At 71.6% G+C, this 20002-nt stretch carries 18 protein-coding genes; 11 read left to right on the top strand and 7 right to left on the bottom strand.

Annotated features, from left to right (window positions below; all coding sequences use genetic code 11):
- The first annotated feature begins 5 nt into the window (after positions 1-5).
- Complete coding sequence (locus tag ACFPFQ_RS46410; protein ID WP_379629707.1) at positions 6-1841, top strand: NHL domain-containing thioredoxin family protein; 1836 nt, start codon at positions 6-8, stop codon at positions 1839-1841.
- A 72-nt stretch (positions 1842-1913) separates the two neighbouring features.
- Here the strand turns inward: ACFPFQ_RS46410 and ACFPFQ_RS46405 are convergent, their stop codons facing one another.
- The 4 genes from ACFPFQ_RS46405 to ACFPFQ_RS46390 form a co-directional block, all read right to left on the bottom strand.
- Positions 1914-2486, bottom strand: a complete 573-nt coding sequence (locus ACFPFQ_RS46405; RefSeq protein ID WP_379629706.1) for a DUF1707 SHOCT-like domain-containing protein — start codon at positions 2484-2486, stop codon at positions 1914-1916.
- A gap of 72 nt (positions 2487-2558) precedes the next feature.
- The gene (locus ACFPFQ_RS46400; RefSeq protein WP_379629705.1) at positions 2559-3221 is read right to left on the bottom strand and encodes a C40 family peptidase; all 663 of its coding nucleotides are present in this window, start codon (positions 3219-3221) and stop codon (positions 2559-2561) included.
- 126 nt (positions 3222-3347) lie between these two features.
- Positions 3348-3989, bottom strand: coding sequence for a response regulator transcription factor (locus tag ACFPFQ_RS46395; RefSeq protein WP_379629704.1), 642 nt, complete (start codon positions 3987-3989; stop codon positions 3348-3350).
- Between the two features lie 30 nt (positions 3990-4019).
- The gene (locus ACFPFQ_RS46390) at positions 4020-5336 is read right to left on the bottom strand and encodes a sensor histidine kinase (RefSeq protein WP_379629703.1); all 1317 of its coding nucleotides are present in this window, start codon (positions 5334-5336) and stop codon (positions 4020-4022) included.
- 107 nt (positions 5337-5443) lie between these two features.
- Between ACFPFQ_RS46390 and ACFPFQ_RS46385 the strand changes: the two genes are divergently transcribed.
- The gene (locus ACFPFQ_RS46385) at positions 5444-6553 is read left to right on the top strand and encodes a hypothetical protein (RefSeq protein WP_379629702.1); all 1110 of its coding nucleotides are present in this window, start codon (positions 5444-5446) and stop codon (positions 6551-6553) included.
- 125 nt (positions 6554-6678) lie between these two features.
- On the opposite strand, the gene ACFPFQ_RS46380 is transcribed toward ACFPFQ_RS46385, so the two are convergent.
- Positions 6679-7473 carry an enoyl-CoA hydratase/isomerase family protein gene (locus ACFPFQ_RS46380; RefSeq protein WP_379629701.1) on the bottom strand — a complete coding sequence of 265 codons (795 nt, stop codon included), beginning with the start codon at positions 7471-7473 and terminating at the stop codon, positions 6679-6681.
- Positions 7474-7497: 24 nt separating this feature from the next.
- Between ACFPFQ_RS46380 and ACFPFQ_RS46375 the strand changes: the two genes are divergently transcribed.
- From ACFPFQ_RS46375 to ACFPFQ_RS46350, 6 genes are all read left to right on the top strand, one after another.
- Positions 7498-8151: an O-methyltransferase gene (locus ACFPFQ_RS46375; RefSeq protein ID WP_379629700.1), complete on the top strand. Its 654-nt coding sequence runs from the start codon at positions 7498-7500 to the stop codon at positions 8149-8151.
- Entirely contained in the window at positions 8148-9329 is a 1182-nt protein-coding gene (locus ACFPFQ_RS46370) for a CaiB/BaiF CoA transferase family protein (protein ID WP_379629699.1), read from the top strand. Before ACFPFQ_RS46375 ends, ACFPFQ_RS46370 begins: the two co-directional genes overlap by 4 nt.
- 134 nt (positions 9330-9463) lie before the next feature.
- Positions 9464-10165: an ABC transporter ATP-binding protein gene (locus tag ACFPFQ_RS46365; protein WP_379629698.1), complete on the top strand. Its 702-nt coding sequence runs from the start codon at positions 9464-9466 to the stop codon at positions 10163-10165.
- Complete coding sequence (locus ACFPFQ_RS46360; protein WP_379629697.1) at positions 10162-11382, top strand: ABC transporter permease; 1221 nt, start codon at positions 10162-10164, stop codon at positions 11380-11382. The genes ACFPFQ_RS46365 and ACFPFQ_RS46360 overlap by 4 nt, the downstream gene beginning before the upstream one ends.
- A 20-nt stretch (positions 11383-11402) precedes the next feature.
- Complete coding sequence (locus ACFPFQ_RS46355) at positions 11403-13019, top strand: efflux RND transporter periplasmic adaptor subunit (protein ID WP_379629696.1); 1617 nt, start codon at positions 11403-11405, stop codon at positions 13017-13019.
- A 52-nt stretch (positions 13020-13071) separates the two neighbouring features.
- Positions 13072-14229, top strand: a complete 1158-nt coding sequence (locus tag ACFPFQ_RS46350) for an acyl-CoA dehydrogenase family protein (RefSeq protein WP_379629695.1) — start codon at positions 13072-13074, stop codon at positions 14227-14229.
- 3 nt (positions 14230-14232) lie between these two features.
- Here the strand turns inward: ACFPFQ_RS46350 and ACFPFQ_RS46345 are convergent, their stop codons facing one another.
- Positions 14233-15618, bottom strand: a complete 1386-nt coding sequence (locus tag ACFPFQ_RS46345; RefSeq protein WP_379629694.1) for an APC family permease — start codon at positions 15616-15618, stop codon at positions 14233-14235.
- The gene (locus tag ACFPFQ_RS46340) at positions 15615-16538 is read right to left on the bottom strand and encodes a proline iminopeptidase-family hydrolase (protein WP_379629693.1); all 924 of its coding nucleotides are present in this window, start codon (positions 16536-16538) and stop codon (positions 15615-15617) included. The genes ACFPFQ_RS46345 and ACFPFQ_RS46340 overlap by 4 nt, the downstream gene beginning before the upstream one ends.
- A 100-nt stretch (positions 16539-16638) precedes the next feature.
- Here ACFPFQ_RS46340 and ACFPFQ_RS46335 point away from each other — a divergent pair, with 100 nt between their 5' ends.
- The 3 genes from ACFPFQ_RS46335 to ACFPFQ_RS46325 all read left to right on the top strand — a co-directional run bounded on the left by ACFPFQ_RS46335 (position 16639) and on the right by ACFPFQ_RS46325 (position 19985).
- The gene (locus ACFPFQ_RS46335) at positions 16639-17376 is read left to right on the top strand and encodes a FadR/GntR family transcriptional regulator (RefSeq protein ID WP_379629692.1); all 738 of its coding nucleotides are present in this window, start codon (positions 16639-16641) and stop codon (positions 17374-17376) included.
- Between the two features lie 78 nt (positions 17377-17454).
- Positions 17455-18384, top strand: a complete 930-nt coding sequence (locus ACFPFQ_RS46330; protein WP_379629691.1) for an alpha/beta hydrolase — start codon at positions 17455-17457, stop codon at positions 18382-18384.
- Positions 18381-19985, top strand: coding sequence for a flavin-containing monooxygenase (locus ACFPFQ_RS46325; protein ID WP_379629690.1), 1605 nt, complete (start codon positions 18381-18383; stop codon positions 19983-19985). Before ACFPFQ_RS46330 ends, ACFPFQ_RS46325 begins: the two co-directional genes overlap by 4 nt.
- Positions 19986-20002: the final 17 nt, after the last annotated feature.

Genomic DNA, 20002 nt, shown 5'->3' with positions numbered 1-20002 from the left:
GGTCCATGCCGCGTCGGAACACCGGCACGTCGCGGCGTGTTGCGGCGTGCGTGGGACGAACTCGGGTACGGGCGCCGCAGCTGCGCGGTCGACGCTGGCTGAACACGGGCGGGCAGGAGCTGTCGCTCGCGACCCTGCGGGGCAAGATCGTGCTGCTGGACTTCTGGACGTTCTGCTGCGTGAACTGCCTGCACGTGCTCGACGAGCTGCGTGAGCTGGAGGAGCGCTACGCCGACGTGCTGGTGACGATCGGCGTGCACTCTCCGAAGTTCCTGCACGAGGCCGACCCCGATGCCCTCGACGCCGCCGTGGAGCGCTACGGCGTGCACCACCCGGTGCTGGACGATCCCGAGCTCACCACGTGGGACGCCTACGCCGCGCGGGCCTGGCCGACGCTGGTCGTGATCGACCCGCAGGGCTACGTCGTCGCGCACCTCGCCGGTGAGGGCCACGCGCACGGGCTCACGGTGCTGGTCGAGGAGCTGATCGCCGAGCACGGCGACGCGCTGCGCCGCGGCGACGGCCCGTACGTCGCGCCGCCGGAACCGGCTACGGCGCTGCGGTTCCCCGGAAAGGTGATCGCGCTGCCCGGTGGCACGTTCCTGGTCTCGGACACCGCGCACCACCAGCTCGTCGAGCTCGCCGACGACCTCACCACGGAGGTACGGCGCATCGGGACGGGCGCGCGCGGGCTCGTCGACGGAGCGTCGGCGCAGTTCAGCGAGCCGCAGGGGCTCGCGCTGCTCCCGTCCGGCACGGCGGCCTACGACGTCGTGGTGGCCGATAGCGTCAACCACGCGCTGCGGGGCGTCCGGCTCGCCGACGGTGTGGTCACCACGCTCGCCGGCACGGGTGCGCAACTGCGGACCCGCGTCGAGGTGGGCGGCTCCTCCGACGAGCTGTCGACGCCGTGGGACGTCGCGTGGTGGGACGGCCGGGTCGTCGTCGCGATGGCGGGCAACCACCAGCTGTGGACGTTCGACCCGCTCTCGGGTGCGGTCGCGGTGCTGGCCGGCACCACCACGGAGGGGCTGCGCGACGGCCGTCCGGAGGAGGCGTTCTTCGCCCAGCCCTCGGGGCTGGTGAGCGACGGCGCGACGCTGTGGATCGCCGACTCGGAGACGTCCGCGGTGCGGGAGCTGCGAGCCGGCCTCGTCTCGACGGCCGTCGGTCAGGGCCTGTTCGACTTCGGCTACCGCGACGGCCCCGCCGACGCGGCGCTGCTGCAGCACCCGCTGGCCGTGGCCGTGCTGCCCGACCGGTCGGTGGCGGTCGCCGACACCTACAACGGTGCCGTGCGCCGCTACGACCCGGCGACGCGCGCGGTGACGACGCTGGCCACGGACCTGCGCGAACCGAGCGACCTGCTCGTCGACGGCGACGACCTCGTGGTCGTGGAGTCGGCCGCGCACCGGCTGGTGCGGGTGCCGATCCCGGCGAGCACGCGGGCGCTGCGTGACGACGCGCACCGGGTGCGGCGCACGAGCACCGACCTCGCGTCGGGGCCGGTGGACCTGCGGGTCGCGTTCGTCCCGCCTGCGGGGCAGCACCTCGACACGAGGTTCGGCGATCCGACGCAGCTGACCGTGATGGCCTCACCGCCGGAGCTGCTGGTGGCGGGCGCTGGCACCGGTCAGGGGCTGCACCGGGTGCTGACGCTGGCCGCCGACGGGCCAACCGAGGGGGTGCTGCAGATCAGCGTGGCGGCCGCGGCCTGCGACGAGGGCGACGGCATCTATGCGGCCTGCCACCGCTACCAGCAGGATTGGGGCATCCCGGTGCGGCTGGTGGCAGGCGCCCCGGCAGAACTGGACCTGGACCTACGCGCCGTCACCCCCTGACCGTCGAGAACGACGTTACGATGATCAACAGGGCTTGTTGATCATGACAACGTCGTTCTCGACGGCGGGTTGCTAACCGATAGTGACGCGGACGTGGCCCAGCGAGCTGTGGCCGGCCACGCGGACGACCGGGGAGTCGGGCCGGAGTGGCGTGCCGCGGTGACGGCCGTGCTCCACGACCGAGCGCTTGCCGAGGGTGGCGGTGCCGATGTCGATCAGGCGGGTGCCGGGCGAGACGTAGATCTCGACCTTGCCGAGCACGGAGTCGGCCACCACGTCGATGAAGCATCCGGCGGGCAGCTCCCGCAGGTCGAGCACCGCGGCGCCGAGCGTCGCCTCGACGTAGAGCTGGCCGACGCCGGGATCCGGGCGCCTGCGGACCTTGCTGAGCATGACGCGCAGCGGTGCGCTCTCCGGCGCGACCGCGGGCGCCGTCGGACGCGTCGTCATCGGCACCGCGGAGCGGGCGGCCGGCAGGTCGGCGAGCCACGGCTCCAGCTCGGCGCCGGTGCGCGCGGCGTAGACGCCGCGCACCCGTTCCTCGTGCTCGAACCACGTGAGCCGGCCCTCCCCGACCGCGGCGTGCAGCACGGTGGCCGCGCGTTCGCGGTCCTGGTCGGAGATGCGGAGTTCCAGCTCGCCCATGAGCGTCATGCTATGACGTCATTGTGACGTCACACAAGGTGCTATTGATGTCGCCTGAGATGTCTGATCGCGTCACCGGGTCGCGGCGGTGACGCCTTGGGCGGCCAGTGCGGCGGCGGCCGACTCCGCCTCCGGCGGCTGCGGCGCAGTGACGTCGGGCAGCCCGTCGGGCAACGGAGCCGACGGCGCCTCGAAGATCCGTGCGGGGTAACCCTGCGGAGCAGGCTTGGGCGCCGGTGGCGCCGCCGCGACGTCGGCGGCGTCCGGGGCCGCCGTCGGACGGGTCGCCCCGAAGTAGTCGTCGCCGGGCCAGCGGTAGTAGGACACCTTGATCGGCTGGCCGGTCATCGTCGCGTTGACCATCTTCCCGTCACCGAGGTAGAGCCCGACGTGGTGGACGTCGGCGGCAACGCCGTAGAAGACCAGGTCCCCCGGGAGCAGCGGGGCACCGGACGCCACGACCGGACCGGCGTAGAACTGGCCGAACGCCGTGCGCGGCAACCGGATCCCGGTGGCGGCGTAGGCGAACCGGGTGAGCCCGGAGCAGTCGAAACCCGCGTCACCGGCGGCCGGGCCGTTGCCGCCCCACTCGTAGGGCAGGCCGAGCTGCGCGAGCGCGGTGGTCACCGCCACCGAGGCCCGGTGGTCGATCACTGCGTTGGGAACAGCGGGGACGGGAACGGCGGGCCCGGGCGGGTCGGCCGATCCGGGCCACAGCGCGCTCGAAGCGATCACGAGGGCGGCCATCCGACGGCCCCAGCGCCCAGCGAGCATGCGTCCCCCGGTCCCGGCGCCCGTCGATCATGACGATCCGAGCATGCCTTCCCGCGGGTCCCGCCACACCACTCACACGTGCGGTGCTCAGGCCCCCAACCAGGTGAGAACCGCCATCACCCGACGGTGATCGTCGCCCGACGGCGGCAACCCGAGCTTCGTGAAGATCGACGAGATGTGCTTCTCGACCGCACCCTGGGTGACCACGAGCGCGCGACCGATGGCGGTGTTGGTGCGGCCCTCGGCCATCAGCCCGAGCACCTCTCGCTCCCGCGGCGAGAGCGCGCTGAGCGGATCGTTGCGGCGGCGGTGCGCGAACAGGGCGGACACGACCTCGGGGTCGAGCACGGTGCCGCCCGCGACCACCCGCTCCAGGGCGTCGGACAGGTCGGCGAGCTTGGAGACGCGGTCCTTGAGCAGGTATCCGACGCCGCCCCCCGCACCGAGCAGGTCGGAGGCGTAGGACTCCTCGACGTACTGCGACAGCACCAGCACCGCCGTGCCGGGCACCCGCTTGCGCAGCTCCAGCGCCGCGCGCAGGCCCTCGTCGGTGAACGAGGGCGGCATGCGGACGTCGACCACCGCGACGTCGGGGCGGTGCTCGACGACGGCGTCGACGAGCGTGACACCGTCACCGACCGCGGCCACCACCGTGGCCCCTGCCTCGTCGAGGAGGCGGATGAGGCCTTCCCGGAGCAACAACGAATCCTCTGCCAGCACGACGCGCACGGCGTCGATACTGCCCCACGCCGGTCGCCGTCAGACGCGACGGGGCATCTCACCGAGCCCGATCAGCGGGATCTCGGCCGTGAGGATCGTGGGACCGCCGTCCGGGCTGACGACGTCGAGCGCGCCCTCGACGGTGGCGAGGCGGTCGGCGAGCCCGGCCAGACCGTGTCCCTTGCCCAGGTGCGCGCCGCCGACGCCGTCGTCGCGGACCTGGACGAGCACCCGCTCGGTGTCGCTGGTGACCACGACGGTGACGAGCGAGGCCTGGGCGTGCTTGGCGACGTTCGTCAGCGCCTCGGTGACCACGAAGTAGGCGGTGTTCTCCACGGCGTCGGCGAGGCGCTTGCCCGCCGGCAGCGCGACGTCGAGGGAGACCTGCACGGGGCAGCGGGCCGCGGCGGCCGCGAGCGCCGGGCCGAGGCCCCGGTCGGCGAGGATCGGCGGGGCGATGCCGCGCGAGAGGGCGCGCAGCTCGGCGAGTGCCTCCCGGCTCTGCTGCAGCGCCTCGGCGACGAGCGGCGCCGCCTTCTCCGGGGCGTCGTCGAGACGGCGGGCGACGGTCTCGAGGTCCATGTTGAGGCGCACCAGCCGCTGCTGCGGGCCGTCGTGGATGTCGCGCTCGACGCGGCGCAGCGTCTGGGCCTCGGCCTGCACGGCAGAGCGGCGGCTGCTCTCGAGCTGCGTGGCGCGCGCCTGCAGCGCGGCCGTCTGGTTGGTCAGCAGGCTGCGGGTGAGTGCGACGCGCAACCCGACCATGGCGCGCACGACCGCAGGCGAGGTGATCACCAGTAGCGCGCCGGCGATGGTGTTGACGACGCCCTCCGTCGCCCGGTCGTACTGGCCGGTGATGAGCCACCACAGGCCGCCGTTGCCGCGGCCGTGGGGCAGCGACCACTCCCAGGCGAAGTAGAGCAGCGAGCCCAACCCGCCGACCGTCCACGACACCGCCACACAGAACGTGGTGATGGTGACCGGGAACGCGACGATGGCGTGCAGCAGATCCCGCCACGACTGGGGCTCCGCCAGGCGGCTGAACAGGCGCGCGATGCCGGAGCCCCGGGGGGCGCGGTAGTAGTGCGGCGGCAACGCCCGACCCGTGACCCACTCCGCGCTGCGGCGCTCCACGCCGGCGAGGCTGCGCATCACGTACAGCGTGGCGACGAGGATCGGCAGGCCGACCCACACCACCAGCGTGCTGACCCCCGCCGAGAAGCCGGCGACGGCCAGCCCGAACGCCACGATGCACAGGGGCAAGCCGGTGACGATGTACCCCATGCGGCGCGCCAGCCTGCCGCCGAAGGACAGATCCCCGAACGGGACGGTGTGGGCGGGAACGATCTCGGTCATGTGACCAGCTTCGACCTCTGCCACGCTCTCCCCCAGCCGGTGCCCCTCCGTGGGGAGGGTAGGGCAAACCCGAACCGGGGCGGCTTGGCGTTTGCTCCGGCAAACCGTTGAACCGACTCCGGGAGCCGCAGCATGGTGGCTTTCCAAGCGTTCAATCGCAGGATGGCCACCATGCTGCGATCGAGGAGCGCCTGCCGACCCCAAACGGCTTCTCTCAAACGCCCTCGCAGCGGCACCGATTCGCTCACCATGTGCCGATGCGACGGGGACGGTGGGCTGATGATCTCGACATCATCAGGGCGGCGAGCAACAAGGGTGTGATCCGCGCCAGAACACTCGCAGAGCTCGGGATTGCTGAGAGCACCATCTACGCCCGTTGTCGGGACGGCGGACCTTGGCGGCGGCTGCTGCCGGGCATCATCTTGTTGACCAATGGTGTGCCCACGATCGATCAGAAGGTGGTCGCAGCGCTACTGCTCGGCGGACCCGATGCCATCGTCACCGGGCTGGAGGCCTGTCGCCGCCATGGCGTGCGCAGGGGGCCGCGCGGAATCGGTGAGATCCAGATCCTCGTCCCGCACACGAGGCAGGTTCGCACCATCGGCTTCGTGCACGTCGAACGAACATCTCGACTGCCCGTGCCGATCGTTCGTGACGGCGTTCCGCTCGCGCCCGTCGCCCGCGCGAGCATCGACGCGGCTCGCCGGCTGCGGCGGCGCGGCGACATCGCCGAACTGCTGTCGGATCCGGTCCAGCAGCGGTTGTGCACGATCGCTGCGCTCGACGCCGAGCTCAACGAATGCAGCCGCCGGGGTACCGCAACCCCGCGAAACGTTCTGGCTGGTGTGGCTGCCGGTGTCCGGTCTGCCGCCGAACTCGACGCGCGGGCGTTGTGGGCGAGCACCGGGCTCCCCGAGCCGTGGTGGAACGCGCGCGTGTGCACCCTCGACGGGAAGCTCATCGGGTATCCGGACGCCTGGTTCGACGAGGTCGCGATGGCCTGGGAGATCGATTCCACGGAATGGCACCTGAGCCCGCCGGACCACAACCGGACAGTGGCGAAAGCTGCCGCCTACGCAGCAGCCGGCATCATTCACGTGCCATCACAGCCGAGCACGATGAGGCTGGAGCGACAGCTGGTCCGGCAGACGCTCATCTCAGCACACGCCCACGCCGCCAACCGTCCACGTCCGGCCCTGCTCGTCACCCGGCGGTAGCGCGGGTGGTCCGCCCGGCCACCCGTTCCCGAATCGCATGATGGTGGCCATCCTGCAACTCAACGCTTGGAAAGCCACCATGCTGCAGTTCGGGACCCGCGGAGGTGGCGGTGGAGGCGCGGAACTCACCCCCCGAACTTCGGCGCCCTCTTCTCCCGATGCGAGGCGATGCCCTCCTGCACATCGGCCAGTCCGAAGCCGTAGAACTCCAGCGCCAAGGACGCGTCGAACGACGGTCCGGCCGCCCGGTACCAGTTGTTGAGCGCCTGCTTCGTGAACGCCAGCGCCGTGGGCGAGCCGGCTGCCAGCTTCCGTGCCACCGCCATGGCCCGGTCGTGCACCTCGTCCTCCTCGACGCAGAGGGAGACCAGGCCGATGCGTTCGGCCTCCTCCCCCGTCAGCGGCTCGCAGGTCAGCAGATAGTACTTCGCCTTCGCCATCCCGCACAGCAGCGGCCAGTTGATCACCGCGTGGTCGCCGGCAGCCACCCCGAGGCGGGTGTGGCCATCGACGATCTTGGCCGTGCGGGACGCGATCGAGATGTCGGCCAGCAGCGCCACCGCCAGCCCCGCCCCCACGCAGGGGCCGTGGATCGCCGACACCACCGGCGTCGAGCAGTTGATCACGTTGTAGACGAGGTCGCGGGCCTCGCGCAGGATCCGCGTGCGGACGGCCGGGTCGGCCACCATCGCCTCGATCATGTCGAAGGAGCCGCCCGCCGAGAACGCGCGACCGGCGCCGCGGATCACCACCGCGCGTACGGTCGGGTCGCGGTCGATCACCGGCCAGATGTCGCCGAGTTGCGCGTGCGCGTCGAAGCCCACGGCGTTGAGGTTCGGGCCGTCCAGCACGATCTGCAGGATCCCGTCGTCGGGGCGTTCGATGCGCAGCGCGGAGAACTGTTCATAGACATCGGGCATGGTCGGAAGCCTAGGGTGAGAGCCATGGTTGATCAGGTCTGGACCGCCGTCGACGACTACTGGAACGGGCACCTCCTCGCCCCCGACGCAGCCCTCGATGCCGCCCTCGCGGCCAACACCGCAGCCGGCCTCCCGCCCATCGACGTCTCCGCCGCCCAGGGCAAGCTGCTCAACCTGCTGGCCCGCTCCATCGGGGCGCAGCGCATCCTCGAGGTGGGCACGCTGGGCGGCTACTCCACGATCTGGCTGGCCAGGGCCCTGCCCGCAGGCGGCAGTCTGATCACGTGCGAGATCGACAAGGCACACGCCGAGGTCGCGGAGTCCAACGTCGCCCGGGCCGGCCTCGCCGACGTCGTCGACGTTCGGGTCGGCCCGGCCCTCGACACCCTCGCCACCCTGGACGGCCCGTTCGACCTCGCGTTCATCGACGCCGACAAGGTGTCCAACACCGAGTACTTCCAGCACGCGCTGCGCCTCTCGCGGCCCGGCGGGATGATCATCGTGGACAACGTGGTGCGCGCCGGCAAGGTCGTCGACGCCGCCAGCACCGAGCCCTCGGTCGTCGGCACCCGCCGCTTCGCCGAGGCGATCGCCGCCGAGCCGCGCGTCGACGCCACCGCCATCCAGACGGTCGGCGCCAAGAGCTACGACGGGTTCGTGCTCGCGGTCGTGAAGTGACGGGTCCCCTCGCCGGGGTCACCGTCGTCGCGCTCGAGCAGGCCGTCTCCGCCCCGCTGGCCACGCGCACCCTCGCCGACCTGGGCGCGCGGGTGATCAAGGTGGAGAACCCGCGCGGTGGCGACTTCGCCCGTGACTACGACGACGTCGTCAACGGCATGGCCGCGCACTTCGTCTGGGTCAACCGTGGCAAGGAGTCGCTGACACTCGACCTGAAGGACCCGCGCGGGCTCGAACTGCTGCACCGCTTGCTCGCCGTCGCCGACGTGCTGGTGTCCAACCTCGCGCCGGGTGCCACCGACCGGCTCGGGATCGGACCGGAACAGCTCGCCCAGCAGCATCCGCACCTGGTCAGCGTCGAGATCTCGGGGTACGGGCCCGGCGGCCCGCTCTCCCACAAGCGCGCCTACGACCTGCTGGTGCAGGCCGAGGCCGGGGCCTGCTCCATCACCGGTACCGCGGGCGCGCCTGCGAAGGCGGGGCCGCCGTTCGCCGACACCTCGTCCGGGCTCTACGCCACGATCCTCGTGCTCGCGGCGCTCTACCGGCGCCAGGCAGGCGCCGGCGGGGCGGCCGTGCACGTCCCGATGTTCGACGTGCTGACCGAGCTCATGGGCTACTCCCTGCACTTCACCCGCCACACCGGTGTCGAGCAGCAGCCCGTCGGCATGGGCTCCCCCGCCGTCGCTCCCTACGGCGCCTACGCCACCGCCGACGGCCAGACGGTCGTGCTCGGCACCACCAGCGACCGGGAGTGGCAGCGGTTCGCCCGCGAACTGCTCGGCCGTCCCGACCTCGCCGACGACCCGCGCTACGCGGGCGCTGCCGACCGGGTGGCACAGCGCGGCGAGCTCGACGCGGAGGTGGCGGCCTGGTGCGCACGCACCGACCTGGCCACGATCCAGGCCGCCGCCGACGCCGCCGGCATCGGCAACTCCCGCTACAACACCGCCGCGGACGTCCTCACTCATCCGCACCTGGACGCCCGCCACCGCTGGGGCAGCGTCGACACCCCGAACGGGCCGGTTCCGGCGCTGCTCCCGCCCGGTGACACGGCAGCGTGGGCGCCGCGCATGGACCCGGTTCCAGGGCTGGGCGAGCACTCCGCGGCCGCCCTGCGCGAGCTCGGCCTCACCGACGCCGAGATCGCCGTACTGCGCGCCGATGGCGTCACCTGACGTAACGATGATCCTGCCCCGGATGCTGAGAAACCCTCAGCTAGGGCATACCCCATAGTTCGTCACGACGGAGAGCAACCGTCGTTGGACGACCGGATCAGGCTTTCGAGTGAAGCCTGTTCCAGGGGAGGGTCATGATCGAGCTCGACTCCGTGTCGAAGATCTATCGCACCGACTCCGTCGAGGTGCGGGCGCTCGACGACGTGAGCCTGCGCATCGACGAGGGCGACCTCGTCGCGATCATGGGTCACTCCGGCTCCGGCAAGAGCACGATGATGAACATCCTCGGTTGCCTCGACGTGCCGACCATGGGCGTCTACCGGCTCGACGGGATCGACGTCGGGCAGCTCAAGGAGGGCCGCCTCGCCGAGATCCGCAACACGCGGATCGGTTTCGTCTTCCAGTCCTTCAACCTGATCCCGCGCACCAACGCGCTGCGCAACGTCGAGCTGCCGCTGGTCTACTCCGGCGGGCGCGACCGCAGGGCCCGCGCGCGGGCAGCACTGGAGCGGGTGGGCCTCGGCGAACGCGCCACCCACATGCCCAACGAGCTCTCCGGTGGGCAGCAGCAGCGGGTGGCGATCGCGCGGGCGCTGGTGACCGACCCGAAGATGATCCTGGCCGACGAGCCGACGGGCAACCTCGACTCGACGTCGACCACCGAGATCATGCGGTTGCTCGTGGAGCTCAACAAGGCCGGCCGCACGGTGGTGCTCATCACCCACGAGGACGACGTCGCCGCGTTCGCGAAGCGCGTGATCAAGCTGCACGACGGCCGGATCGTGAGCGACGAGAACCGCGAGCACACCGATGTGTTCTCGACGGTCGTGCCGTGAACATCCTCGAGTCGGCGCGGATCGCGCTGCGCGGCCTGAGCGCCAACCGGCTGCGCTCGGTGCTCACCACGCTGGGCATCGTCATCGGCGTGGCCGCGGTCATCGTGCTCGTGGCCTTCGGCAACGGGCTGCAGTCCGGTTTCACCGACGCGTTCGGCTCGCTCGCCAACCAGATCACCGTGTCCTCGACCCAGGGTGCGGTGCCCGGTGGCGGCACGGCCAAGCCGCTCACCAACGCCGACATCGAGGCGCTGCGCAACGCGTCCCGGGCACCGGACGTCGACACGGTCACCCCGGTCGTCGGCGGCGCCGCGTTGCTGCAGGTCACCGGCGGTGGCCAGTACCGCACGTCGGTCACCGGCACCACGGCCGGGTACCTCGACGTCACCAGCCGCGACCTGGCCGTCGGGCGGATGTTCGACGAGGCGCAGGAACGCACGAAGGCGAAGGTCGTGGTGCTGGGTTCCCGCCCGGTCCAGGAGCTGTTCAGCGGCGACGCCGGCGCCGCGATCGGCAAGGAGATCCGCATCGGCCGCACGCCGTTCCGCGTGATCGGGGTGCTGGTGACCGCCGGGCAGGGCGACGACACGGTGATCATGCCGCTCGGTGCGGCACGGAGCTACCTGCTGGGCGGCAGCGACAAGGTCGACAGCCTCATCGTGAAGGCGACCTCCACCGACAGCGTCCCGGCCGCGCTCGAGCAGGTCACCACCATCCTCTCGGCGCGCCACGGCATCCGGAACCCCGAGGACCGCGACTTCAACGCACAGGCCCTGCAGAGCCAGCTCGACCAGTTCACGCAGTTCCTGGGCTTCCTCACCCTGTTCACCGGTGCGGTCGCGGGGATCTCGCTGGTGGTCGGCAGCATCGGCGTCGCCAACATCATGCTGGTGACGGTCACCGAGCGGACGCGGGAGATCGGCATCCGCAAGGCCATCGGGGCCAAGCGCCGGGCGATCCTGCAGCAGTTCCTGCTGGAGTCGATGTTCCTCTCCGGGCTCGGCGGTCTGATGGGCATCGCGCTGGGTGTCGGACTGTCGTTGACGGCCGCCGCCGTCCTGCCCTCGCTCATCCCCAACTTCCCGCCGCCCGCGGTCTCGTTCGGCTCGGTGCTGCTCTCGTTCTCGATCAGCCTGCTGATCGGGCTCGTCGCAGGCGGCTACCCGGCCAACCGCGCGGCGCGGCTGCGCCCGATCGAAGCGCTGCGTTACCAGTGAGACGAGAGGCAGGATTTCCCATGGCTCGAACGACCGGGCGACGGAGCCGCCGGGGGGCCTGCGCGGTCGGCCTCGCCGCGGCGGTGCTCACCGTGGCGGCGTGCAGCAGCACCCCGACGCCCGCGCCGACCGTCAAGGTGGACCGCGGAGCGGTGTCCACGAGCGTCTCGGCCTCGGGATCGCTCTCGGCGGTCAGCGAGCAGAACCTCGGCTTCCCCGATCGCGGCAAGCTGGCCGAGGTCATGGTCAAGGTCGGCGACAAGGTCACGGCGGGCCAGTCGCTGGCCCGCCTCGACGACTTCGCGCTGCGTCAGGCCCTGCAACAGGCCAACGCCAAGGTCGCGCAGCAGCAGGCCGCGCTGGACAAGATCACCGGCGGCAACGCGGTGGAGGCCGCGGCGGCCACCCTCGCCCAGGCACAGGCCATCCTCGACGCCACGCAGCAGCAGGTGGCAGCCACCGCCGACGCCGACGCCACCGCCACCGACCGCGCACACACCCAGCTCGACTTCGACCGCGGAGCACTCGACGACGCCGAGGGCAAGCTGCACGACGACCAGCGCACCTGCGACAACGCCGGCGGCGACTCCGGCGGCGCGGCGCAGCCGACCCGGGCCCCCGCGGCCGGCACCGAGGGTGGCGCCGACACCGGGACCACCAACGCCGCCAGCACCACCCCCGCGGCCACGACCAGCACCGATCCGGCGTGTGGCCGGATCGCCGCCGACGAGTCGGCAGTGGACTCGGCGCGGCGCACCGTGGTGGCCTCGCAGACCGCAGTGGACAACGCCGAGCAGAAGCAGAACGTGGACGCCGCGAGCGGGCAGCTCTCGATCCAGAACGCCACCCAGAGCGTCGTGAACGCGCAGAACAACAGCACCGGTGCCGCCTCGGACCGGCCGGCCAACATCGCGTCGCAGACCGCGATGGTGCGTGACGCGCAGGCCGCCGCGGCGCTCGCGCAGCGCAACATCGACAACGCCGTGCTCAAGGCGCCGGTCGCGGGCGTCGTCTCGGCGGTCAACGGCGCGGCGGGCGAATTCGTCGGTGCCGCGGGCGGCACCACCGCGCAGTCACCCGGCAGCAGCGCGCGCCGTCCCGACGCCGCGGCGAGCGCCACCGGCACGAGCGCCGCGGGCAGCGCCCTCATCGTGCTCAACAACGTCGACACGTTCCAGCTCGTGGTGCCCTTCGAGGAGAGCGATGCCGCGCAGATCACCCCGAACCAGAAGGTCGACGTCAGCGTCGACGCCGTGCCGGGGCTGACGAAGCCGGGCACGGTCCTGGCTGTGGCGCCCTCGGGCACCGTGATCTCGGGAGTGGTCAACTACTACGCCACGATCGTGCTCGACGAGAGCGACCCGCAGCTGCGCAACGGCCAGACCGCGCAGGCCGACGTGCGGATCAAGGCGATCGAGGCCACGCTGCGGGTGCCGTCGTCCACGGTGCGCATCGATGCCGGCCACCCGGTGGTCGACCTGCCGGGCAAGGACGGCACGAAGATCACCACGCCGTTCACGGCCGGGCTGGCCGGGTCCGACTTCACCGAAGTCGTCGCGGGTCTCAAGGAGGGCCAGGACGTGCTGCTGCCGCAGCCGAAGACGAGCACGCAGCTGGGCGGTGGGCCGCCCCGGTGAACCCCGGGTAACGTCGCGACCGCCCCGCACGCCGACCGAGAGCGAGAGCGACGTGGATCCGTCCGACCTGGCCGATGTGCTGGCCTCCGTACGTACCTTCGTCCGGTCGGAGGTGGTGCCGCTGGAGGAGCAGATCGACGTCGAGGACGCGATCCCCGCGTCGGTCATCGCCGCCTGCAAGGCCATGGGCCTCTACGGCTTCGCGATCCCGCAGGAGTACGGCGGGCTGGGGCTGACGCTGCACGAGGAGGCGCAGCTCGCCTTCGAGCTGGGCTGGACCACCCCGGCGCTGCGGTCGCTGTTCGGCACCAACAACGGCATCGCCGGGCAGGTGCTGATCAAGGGCGGCACCGAGGAGCAGAAGGAGTCGTGGCTGCCGCGGCTGGCCTCCGGCGAGGTCACCGCCTCGTTCGGGCTCACCGAGGCCGACGCCGGCTCCGACCCGTCGGGCCTGGCCACCACCGCACGGCGCGACGGCACCGACTGGGTGCTCAACGGGGCCAAGCGCTTCATCACCAACGCGCCGGTCGCCGAGGTGATCATGGTGTTCGCCCGCAGCAACCCCGACGCCGTCGGCAACCGCGGCATCTCCACGTTCCTGGTGCCCGCCGGCACGCCGGGCCTGTCGATCGGGCCCAAGGACCACAAGATGGGCCAGTTCGGCGCCTGGACCGCTGATGTCTACCTCGACGACGTGCGGGTACCGGCCGAGGCGCTCGTCGGCGGGGACGAGGGTGTCGACAAGGGTTTCCAGATCGCCGCCAGGTGCCTCGCGCACGGCCGCGCCCACATCGCGGCGCTGTGCGTCGGGATGGCGGGACGGCTGGTGCACGAGTCCGTGGAGTACGCGAAGACCCGCGAGCAGGGCGGCAAGCCGATCGCGTCGTTCCAGCTGATCCAGGGCCTGATCGCCGACTCCGTCACCGACCACTACGCGGGCCGCGCGCTCGTGCTCGACGTCGCGCGGGCCTACGACGCGGGCACCGACACGGTGCAGGGACCGTCGGCGGCCAAGTACTTCGCGAGCGAGATGGTGGGCCGCGTCGCCGACCGCGCGGTGCAGGTGCACGGCGGGTCGGGCTACATCCGCGGGGTCGCGGTCGAGAGGTTCTACCGCGACGCGCGGCTGTTCCGGATCTACGAGGGCACCTCCCAGATCCAGCAGGTGATCATCGCGCGCGGGGCGCTGGGGGCTGCGGCGCGGGCCTGAGGCTCAGCCCACCTCCAGCTCCGTCTTGCGCCCGGTGAACCGGAACACGAGCAGCACCACCACGCCGATGGCGAGCCAGATCAGCCCGCCGATCTGGGCGTTGGCGTCGGCGTTCCACAGCACGTAACCGATGATCACGAACCCGAGTGCGGGCACCACGAGGTGCAGCCCGAAGGTGCGCTGCCGCTTGCGGATCAGGTACCAGACGGCCACCGACACGTGCAGCAGCAGGAACGAGAACAGCGCCCCGAAGTTCACCAGCGAGGACAGCAGCCCGATCTGCCCGACGAAGAACAGCGCGAGCACCAGGCTCACCACCGACACGAGCAGCACGGCGCGCTCGGGCACGCGCCGCGTCGGGTGCACGTGGGCGAGGAAGCGGGGCAGCTGCCGGTCGCGCGCCATCGAGAACAGCAGCCGCGACGTGGCGGCCTGCGCCACCAGCGCGTTCGCGATCGCCGATGCCAGTGCCACGGCGATCGCGACGACGATCTTGAACCAGGTGCCGCCGACGAGGTTGGCCACCGTGTAGAAGGCCTCGTTGGTGGCCGTCTCGCCGTCGAAGCCGGTCTGACCGGGCAGGATCAGCGCGGCGAGGTAGGTCTGGATGACGAACAGCCCCGCCACCATCGCGAGCGCCAGCACCGTGGCCCGCCCGACGACCCGCGCGCCGCCCTTGGTCTCCTCCGACATCGTGCTGATCGCGTCGAACCCGAGGAACGACAGCACTGCGACCGACAGCGCCGCGAAGATCAGGCTCGGCGAGAACGCGGCCGGGTTGAAGAACGGGGTGAACGTCCAGGACGCGCCGTTGACGCCGCCGGAGATCGCGATGATCGACAGCACCACGAACAGCGCGAGCACGATCAGCTGGCCGACCAGGAAGACCCGGTTCGTGCGGGCCGTCGTCTCGATCCCCCGCAGGTTGACGGTGGTGTTGATCAGGACGAACGCCACGACCCAGATCCACTGCGGCACGCCGGGCAGCACCGAGGCGAGCGCGGCGGCACCGGTCACGTAGAGCAGCGTCGGGACGAGCAGGTAGTCGAGCAGGATCGCCCAGCCTGCCAGGAACCCGGCGGCCGGGTGGATGCCGCGCCCGGCGTAGGCGTAGACCGAACCGGCGATCGGGAAGGCCCGCGACATCTCGCGGTAGCTCAGCGCGGTGAAGATCATCGCGATGAAGCCGATGATGTAGACCAGCGGCACCATGCCCGACGAGGCGTTGAAGACCACGCCGAAGATCGCGAACGGCGCGATCGGCACCATGAACACGAGGCCGTAGACGAGCAGGTCGCGCAGCGTCAGGCTGCGCCGCAGCTCCTCCTTGTAGCCGAACGCTCCCAGGTCCGAGGACGGCTCCGGCGCCTGGTCCGGGGATTCACTCATCGCGCGTCCACCTCCGCGAGGAAGCCCGCCAGCAATGCCATGAACGCCTCCCGTTCCTCGATGTGGGGCATGTGGCTCGACTCCGGGAACACGTGCCGGCGGACGTCGGCGATCCGTTCGACGAAGGGCGCCACGCACGCGGCCGTCGCCTCGTCGTGGGCGCCGGAGACGACCAGGGTCGGCACGGTGATCTGGTCGAGCCGGTCGATGATCGACCAGTCCCGCAGCGTGCCGATGACGTGGAACTCGGTGGGCCCGTTCATGGTCAGGTAGACCGTGGTGTCGGCGGCCATCGCCGCGAACGTGGCCACGACCTCGGGCGGGTTCGGCACCACGCGGCAGACGTGGCGGTCGTAGAACACCTGCACGGCCGCCAGGTACGCCGGGTCGTCGTAGGTCTGCGCTGCCTCGTGCGCCACCAGCGTGGCCTGCACGTCCGGCGGCAGGTCGGCGCGCAGCCGGTTGGCCTCGGCCACCCACAGCCGCATCGACGCGGGCGAGTCGGCGATCGTGAGGCTGCGCAGGCCGGCCGGGCGGCGCACGGCGTGCTCGGCGCCGAGCATGCCGCCCCAGGACTGGCCGAGCAGGTGGTGACCGTCGGCCACGCCGAGCTCGGCGAGCAGGGCGTCGAGCTCGTCGAGGAAGACCTGCGGCGTCCAGAAGTCGGGTCCGCGGTCGGGCAGGTGGGTGGAGCGACCGTTGCCCAGCTGGTCGTAGTGGATCACGGCGCGGCCGGTGTCGGCGGCGATGTCGGCGATGGTCAGCACGTAGTCGTGGACACAGCCGGGCCCGCCGTGCAGGACCACGAGCGGGGCGACACCGGGACGCAGCTCCCCGGTGATCCGGTACCAGGTGGCGAGGTCACCGCGGCGGACGGTGCCCTCGTGATCGGCGGTGGCGAGCGTTCGGGAAGTCGTCAAGATCCCCTCCAGGAGGTGTCGGCACCTCTGCGGCATCGTGCGCCCTCAATGGTTCGAACACAAGTACCATTGAAAGGCTGCCGGGTGGGACACTCCGGACATGACATCGACGCCGCCGGACGGGTTCGAGCCCGTCCAGGTCGGCCGCAGCGTCGACGCGGTGCTCGACCGCCTCGTCACCGCGATCGCCGTCGGCGACTTCACCCCGGGCGAGCGGCTCCCGCCCGAGCGCGAGCTCGCCGTGCTGCTCGGCGTCGGGCGCCAGACCCTGCGCGCGGCACTGGCCCGGCTGCGCGACGCGGGCTACGTCGCCACCCGGCGCGGACGGGCAGGCGGCGCGTTCGTGCAGGAGCACTGGGGGCCCCTGTCCGACGGCGCCGTTCGCCGCACCGTCGCGGGCAGCGCCGAGCTGGCCGCGCTGTCGGACGCGCGCTGCCTGCTGGAGTCGCTGATCGCCCGCACCGCGGCGGAGCGGCGCGACCACCAGGACGTCGAGGCGATGCGGGTCGCGCTGGCCGCGTTCGTCGCGGCCGCCCGGTCCCCGGCCGACGGTGCCGCGATCCGTCGCGCGGACCAGGAGATGCACCGCGCGATCATCGCCGCGGCCGGCAACGCGCACCTGGCCCGGATGTCGCGCGACCTACTGGCCCAGCTCAACATCGGCCTGCCCATCGAGCCCTACAACGCGGCGCTGCTGCAGCTCTCGATCGAGCAGCACACGGCGCTGGTGGCGGCGATCGAGGCCGGCGACGCCGACGGCGCGGCCGCGGTGGCTCGCGTCCACTTCACGATCACGACCGACGCCGTGGAGCGCGCCGCGAGGCGAGCGGGATTCTGAAATTGGTCGTTGACCCCGCGCGGGACGGCTCTTACGGTCGGATTGCAGGTCATCGCTGACCAGAGACGGGCGGGCTCCATGGCTCTCGACGACGCCACCATCACCTTCCTCGCGGGACTGGCCGAAGCCGGCGGACCCCCGCTGCACGAGCAGACCCCCGATGAGGCCCGAGCGCTGGGGCCGGCTCTGCGCGAGCTCTACGGTTCGGGTCCGGAGATGGTGCGCACGTCCGACACGGACGTGGCCACCCCCGACGGCTCGACGTTCACCGTGCGCACGCTGGTGCCGACCGCCGAGCCGGCCGCCGTGATCGTCTACTACCACGGTGGCGGCTGGGTGCTGGGCGACATCGACGACTACGACACGCTGGGCCGCCTGCTGGCGGCGCGCACCGGTGCGGCCGTCGTGCTGGTGGACTACCGCCTCGCCCCCGAGCACCGCTACCCCACGGCCGCCGAGGATGCGTGGACGGCGCTGACCTGGGTGGACGCGCACCTGGAGGAGATCGCCGGGAAACGGGTGCCGCTGATCGTGGCGGGCGACAGCGCGGGCGGCAACCTCTCGGCCGTGGTCGCGCAGCGGGCCCGTGCCGCGGGCCCGGCGATCGGGCTGCAGGTGCTCGTGTACCCCGTCACCGACGCCGACCTGGACACCACAACCTACGCCGATCCCGCCAACCAGCTGATGCTCAGCCGCGACACCATGATCTGGTTCTGGGACCACTACGCGCCCGACCCGGCCGATCGGCGCAAGCCCGATGCGTCGCCGCTGCGGGCCGCGGACCTGTCGGGCCTGCCACCTGCCGTGGTGCTGCTGGCCGAGCACGACGTGCTGCGCGCCGAGGGCGAGGCCTACGCCGCCGCGCTGCGGGCCGCCGGCGTGCCGGTGGAGCTGCGTGTGCTCGACGGCCAGATGCACGCGTTCTTCCAGCTGGTCAACGTGCTGCCGGGCGCCGCGGACGGGCTCGAGTTCGTCAGCGGCCACATCGAGAAGTTCCTCGCGTCGTGACGGCCCCGGTGGAGGCAGAGGTCGACGTCGTCATCGTCGGGGCCGGCTTCGCCGGGCTCTACCAGCTGCACCGGCTGCGGCAGCTCGGACTGGCCACCCGCGTGTTCGAGGCGGGCGACGGCGTCGGCGGCACCTGGTACTGGAACCGCTACCCCGGCGCCCGCTGCGACGTCGAGAGCATGTCCTACTCCTTCTCCTTCGACGCCGAGCTCGAACAGGAGTGGACCTGGACCGAGAAGTACCCGGCGCAGCCGGAGATCCTCGACTACGCCAACCACGTGACCGACCGGTTCGGCCTGCGGGACGGCATCACGTTCGGCGCCCGCGTCACGAGCGCCACCTGGGAGGACCCGCGCTGGACCGTCACCACCGACACCGGCGAGACGGTCAGCGCCCAGTTCGTGGTCATGGCCACCGGGTGCCTCTCGGCGTCGAAGCTGCCGGAGATCCCCGGCCTCGACCGGTTCGCGGGCGACACCTTCCACACCGGGCACTGGCCGCACGAGGAGGTCGACTTCACCGGCAAGCGCCTCGGCGTGATCGGCACCGGTTCCTCGGGCATCCAGTCGATCCCGGTCATGGCCGCGCAGGCCGCTGACACCACGGTCTTCCAGCGCACCGCCAACTTCTCGATGCCGGCGCGCAACCGGCCGCTGACCGCTGACGAGATCACCACCACCAAGGAGAACTACCCGCTGCTGCGCGAGGCGCAGCGCAACTCGATGTCGGGGATCCCGCGCGAGCCCGCCACGCTCTCGGCGCTGGAGGTCTCGCCCGCCGAGCGCGCCGCGACCTACGAGCAGGGGTGGGAACGGGGCATGCTCGTCGCGATCAGCGGCAGCTACACCGACATCCTCACCGACCGCGACGCGAACGAGACGGCGGCCGAGTTCGTCCGCGGCAAGATCCGGGAGACCGTCACCGATCCCGGGGTGGCCGAGATGCTCTCGCCGCGGACGTTCCCGTACGGCACGAAGCGCCCGTGCCTGGACACCGGGTACTACGAGACGTTCAACAACGCCAACGTGCACCTCGTCGACCTGCGCCGCACGCCGCTGGTGGAGATCACCGAGCGGGGCGTCCGCACGTCGGAGCGGGAGTACGCGTTCGACGCCATCGTGTTCGCCACCGGCTTCGACGCCATGACCGGCGCGCTGCTGGCCATGGACATCCGGGGCCGCGACGGTGAGGAGCTGGCCAAGCACTGGCGCGACGGCCCGCGCACCTACCTCGGGTTGGGGATCGCGGGGTTCCCCAACCTGTTCACGATCACCGGCCCGTCGAGCCCCTCGGTGCTGAGCAACATGATGGTCTCGATCGAGCAGCACGTGGACTGGATCAGCCGGTGCATCGCCCACCTGCGCGAGCACGACGTCGCCGCGATCGAGCCCGCGGTGGAGGCGGAGGACGCCTGGGTCGCCCACGTCGAGGAGGTCGGCAACACCACGCTCTTCCCGGTGGCCGACTCCTGGTACATGGGCGCCAACGTCCCCGGTAAACCGCGGGTGTTCATGGCCTACATCGGCGGGGTGCAGGCCTACCGCGAGCACTGCGACCGGATCGCGGCCGACGGCTACGAGGGCTTCCTGCTGACCCCCTGACCGTCGAGAACGACGTT

The organism is Pseudonocardia sp. GCM10023141 (assembly GCF_042653605.1).
This window is presented reverse-complemented; position numbering and strand designations above follow the sequence as displayed.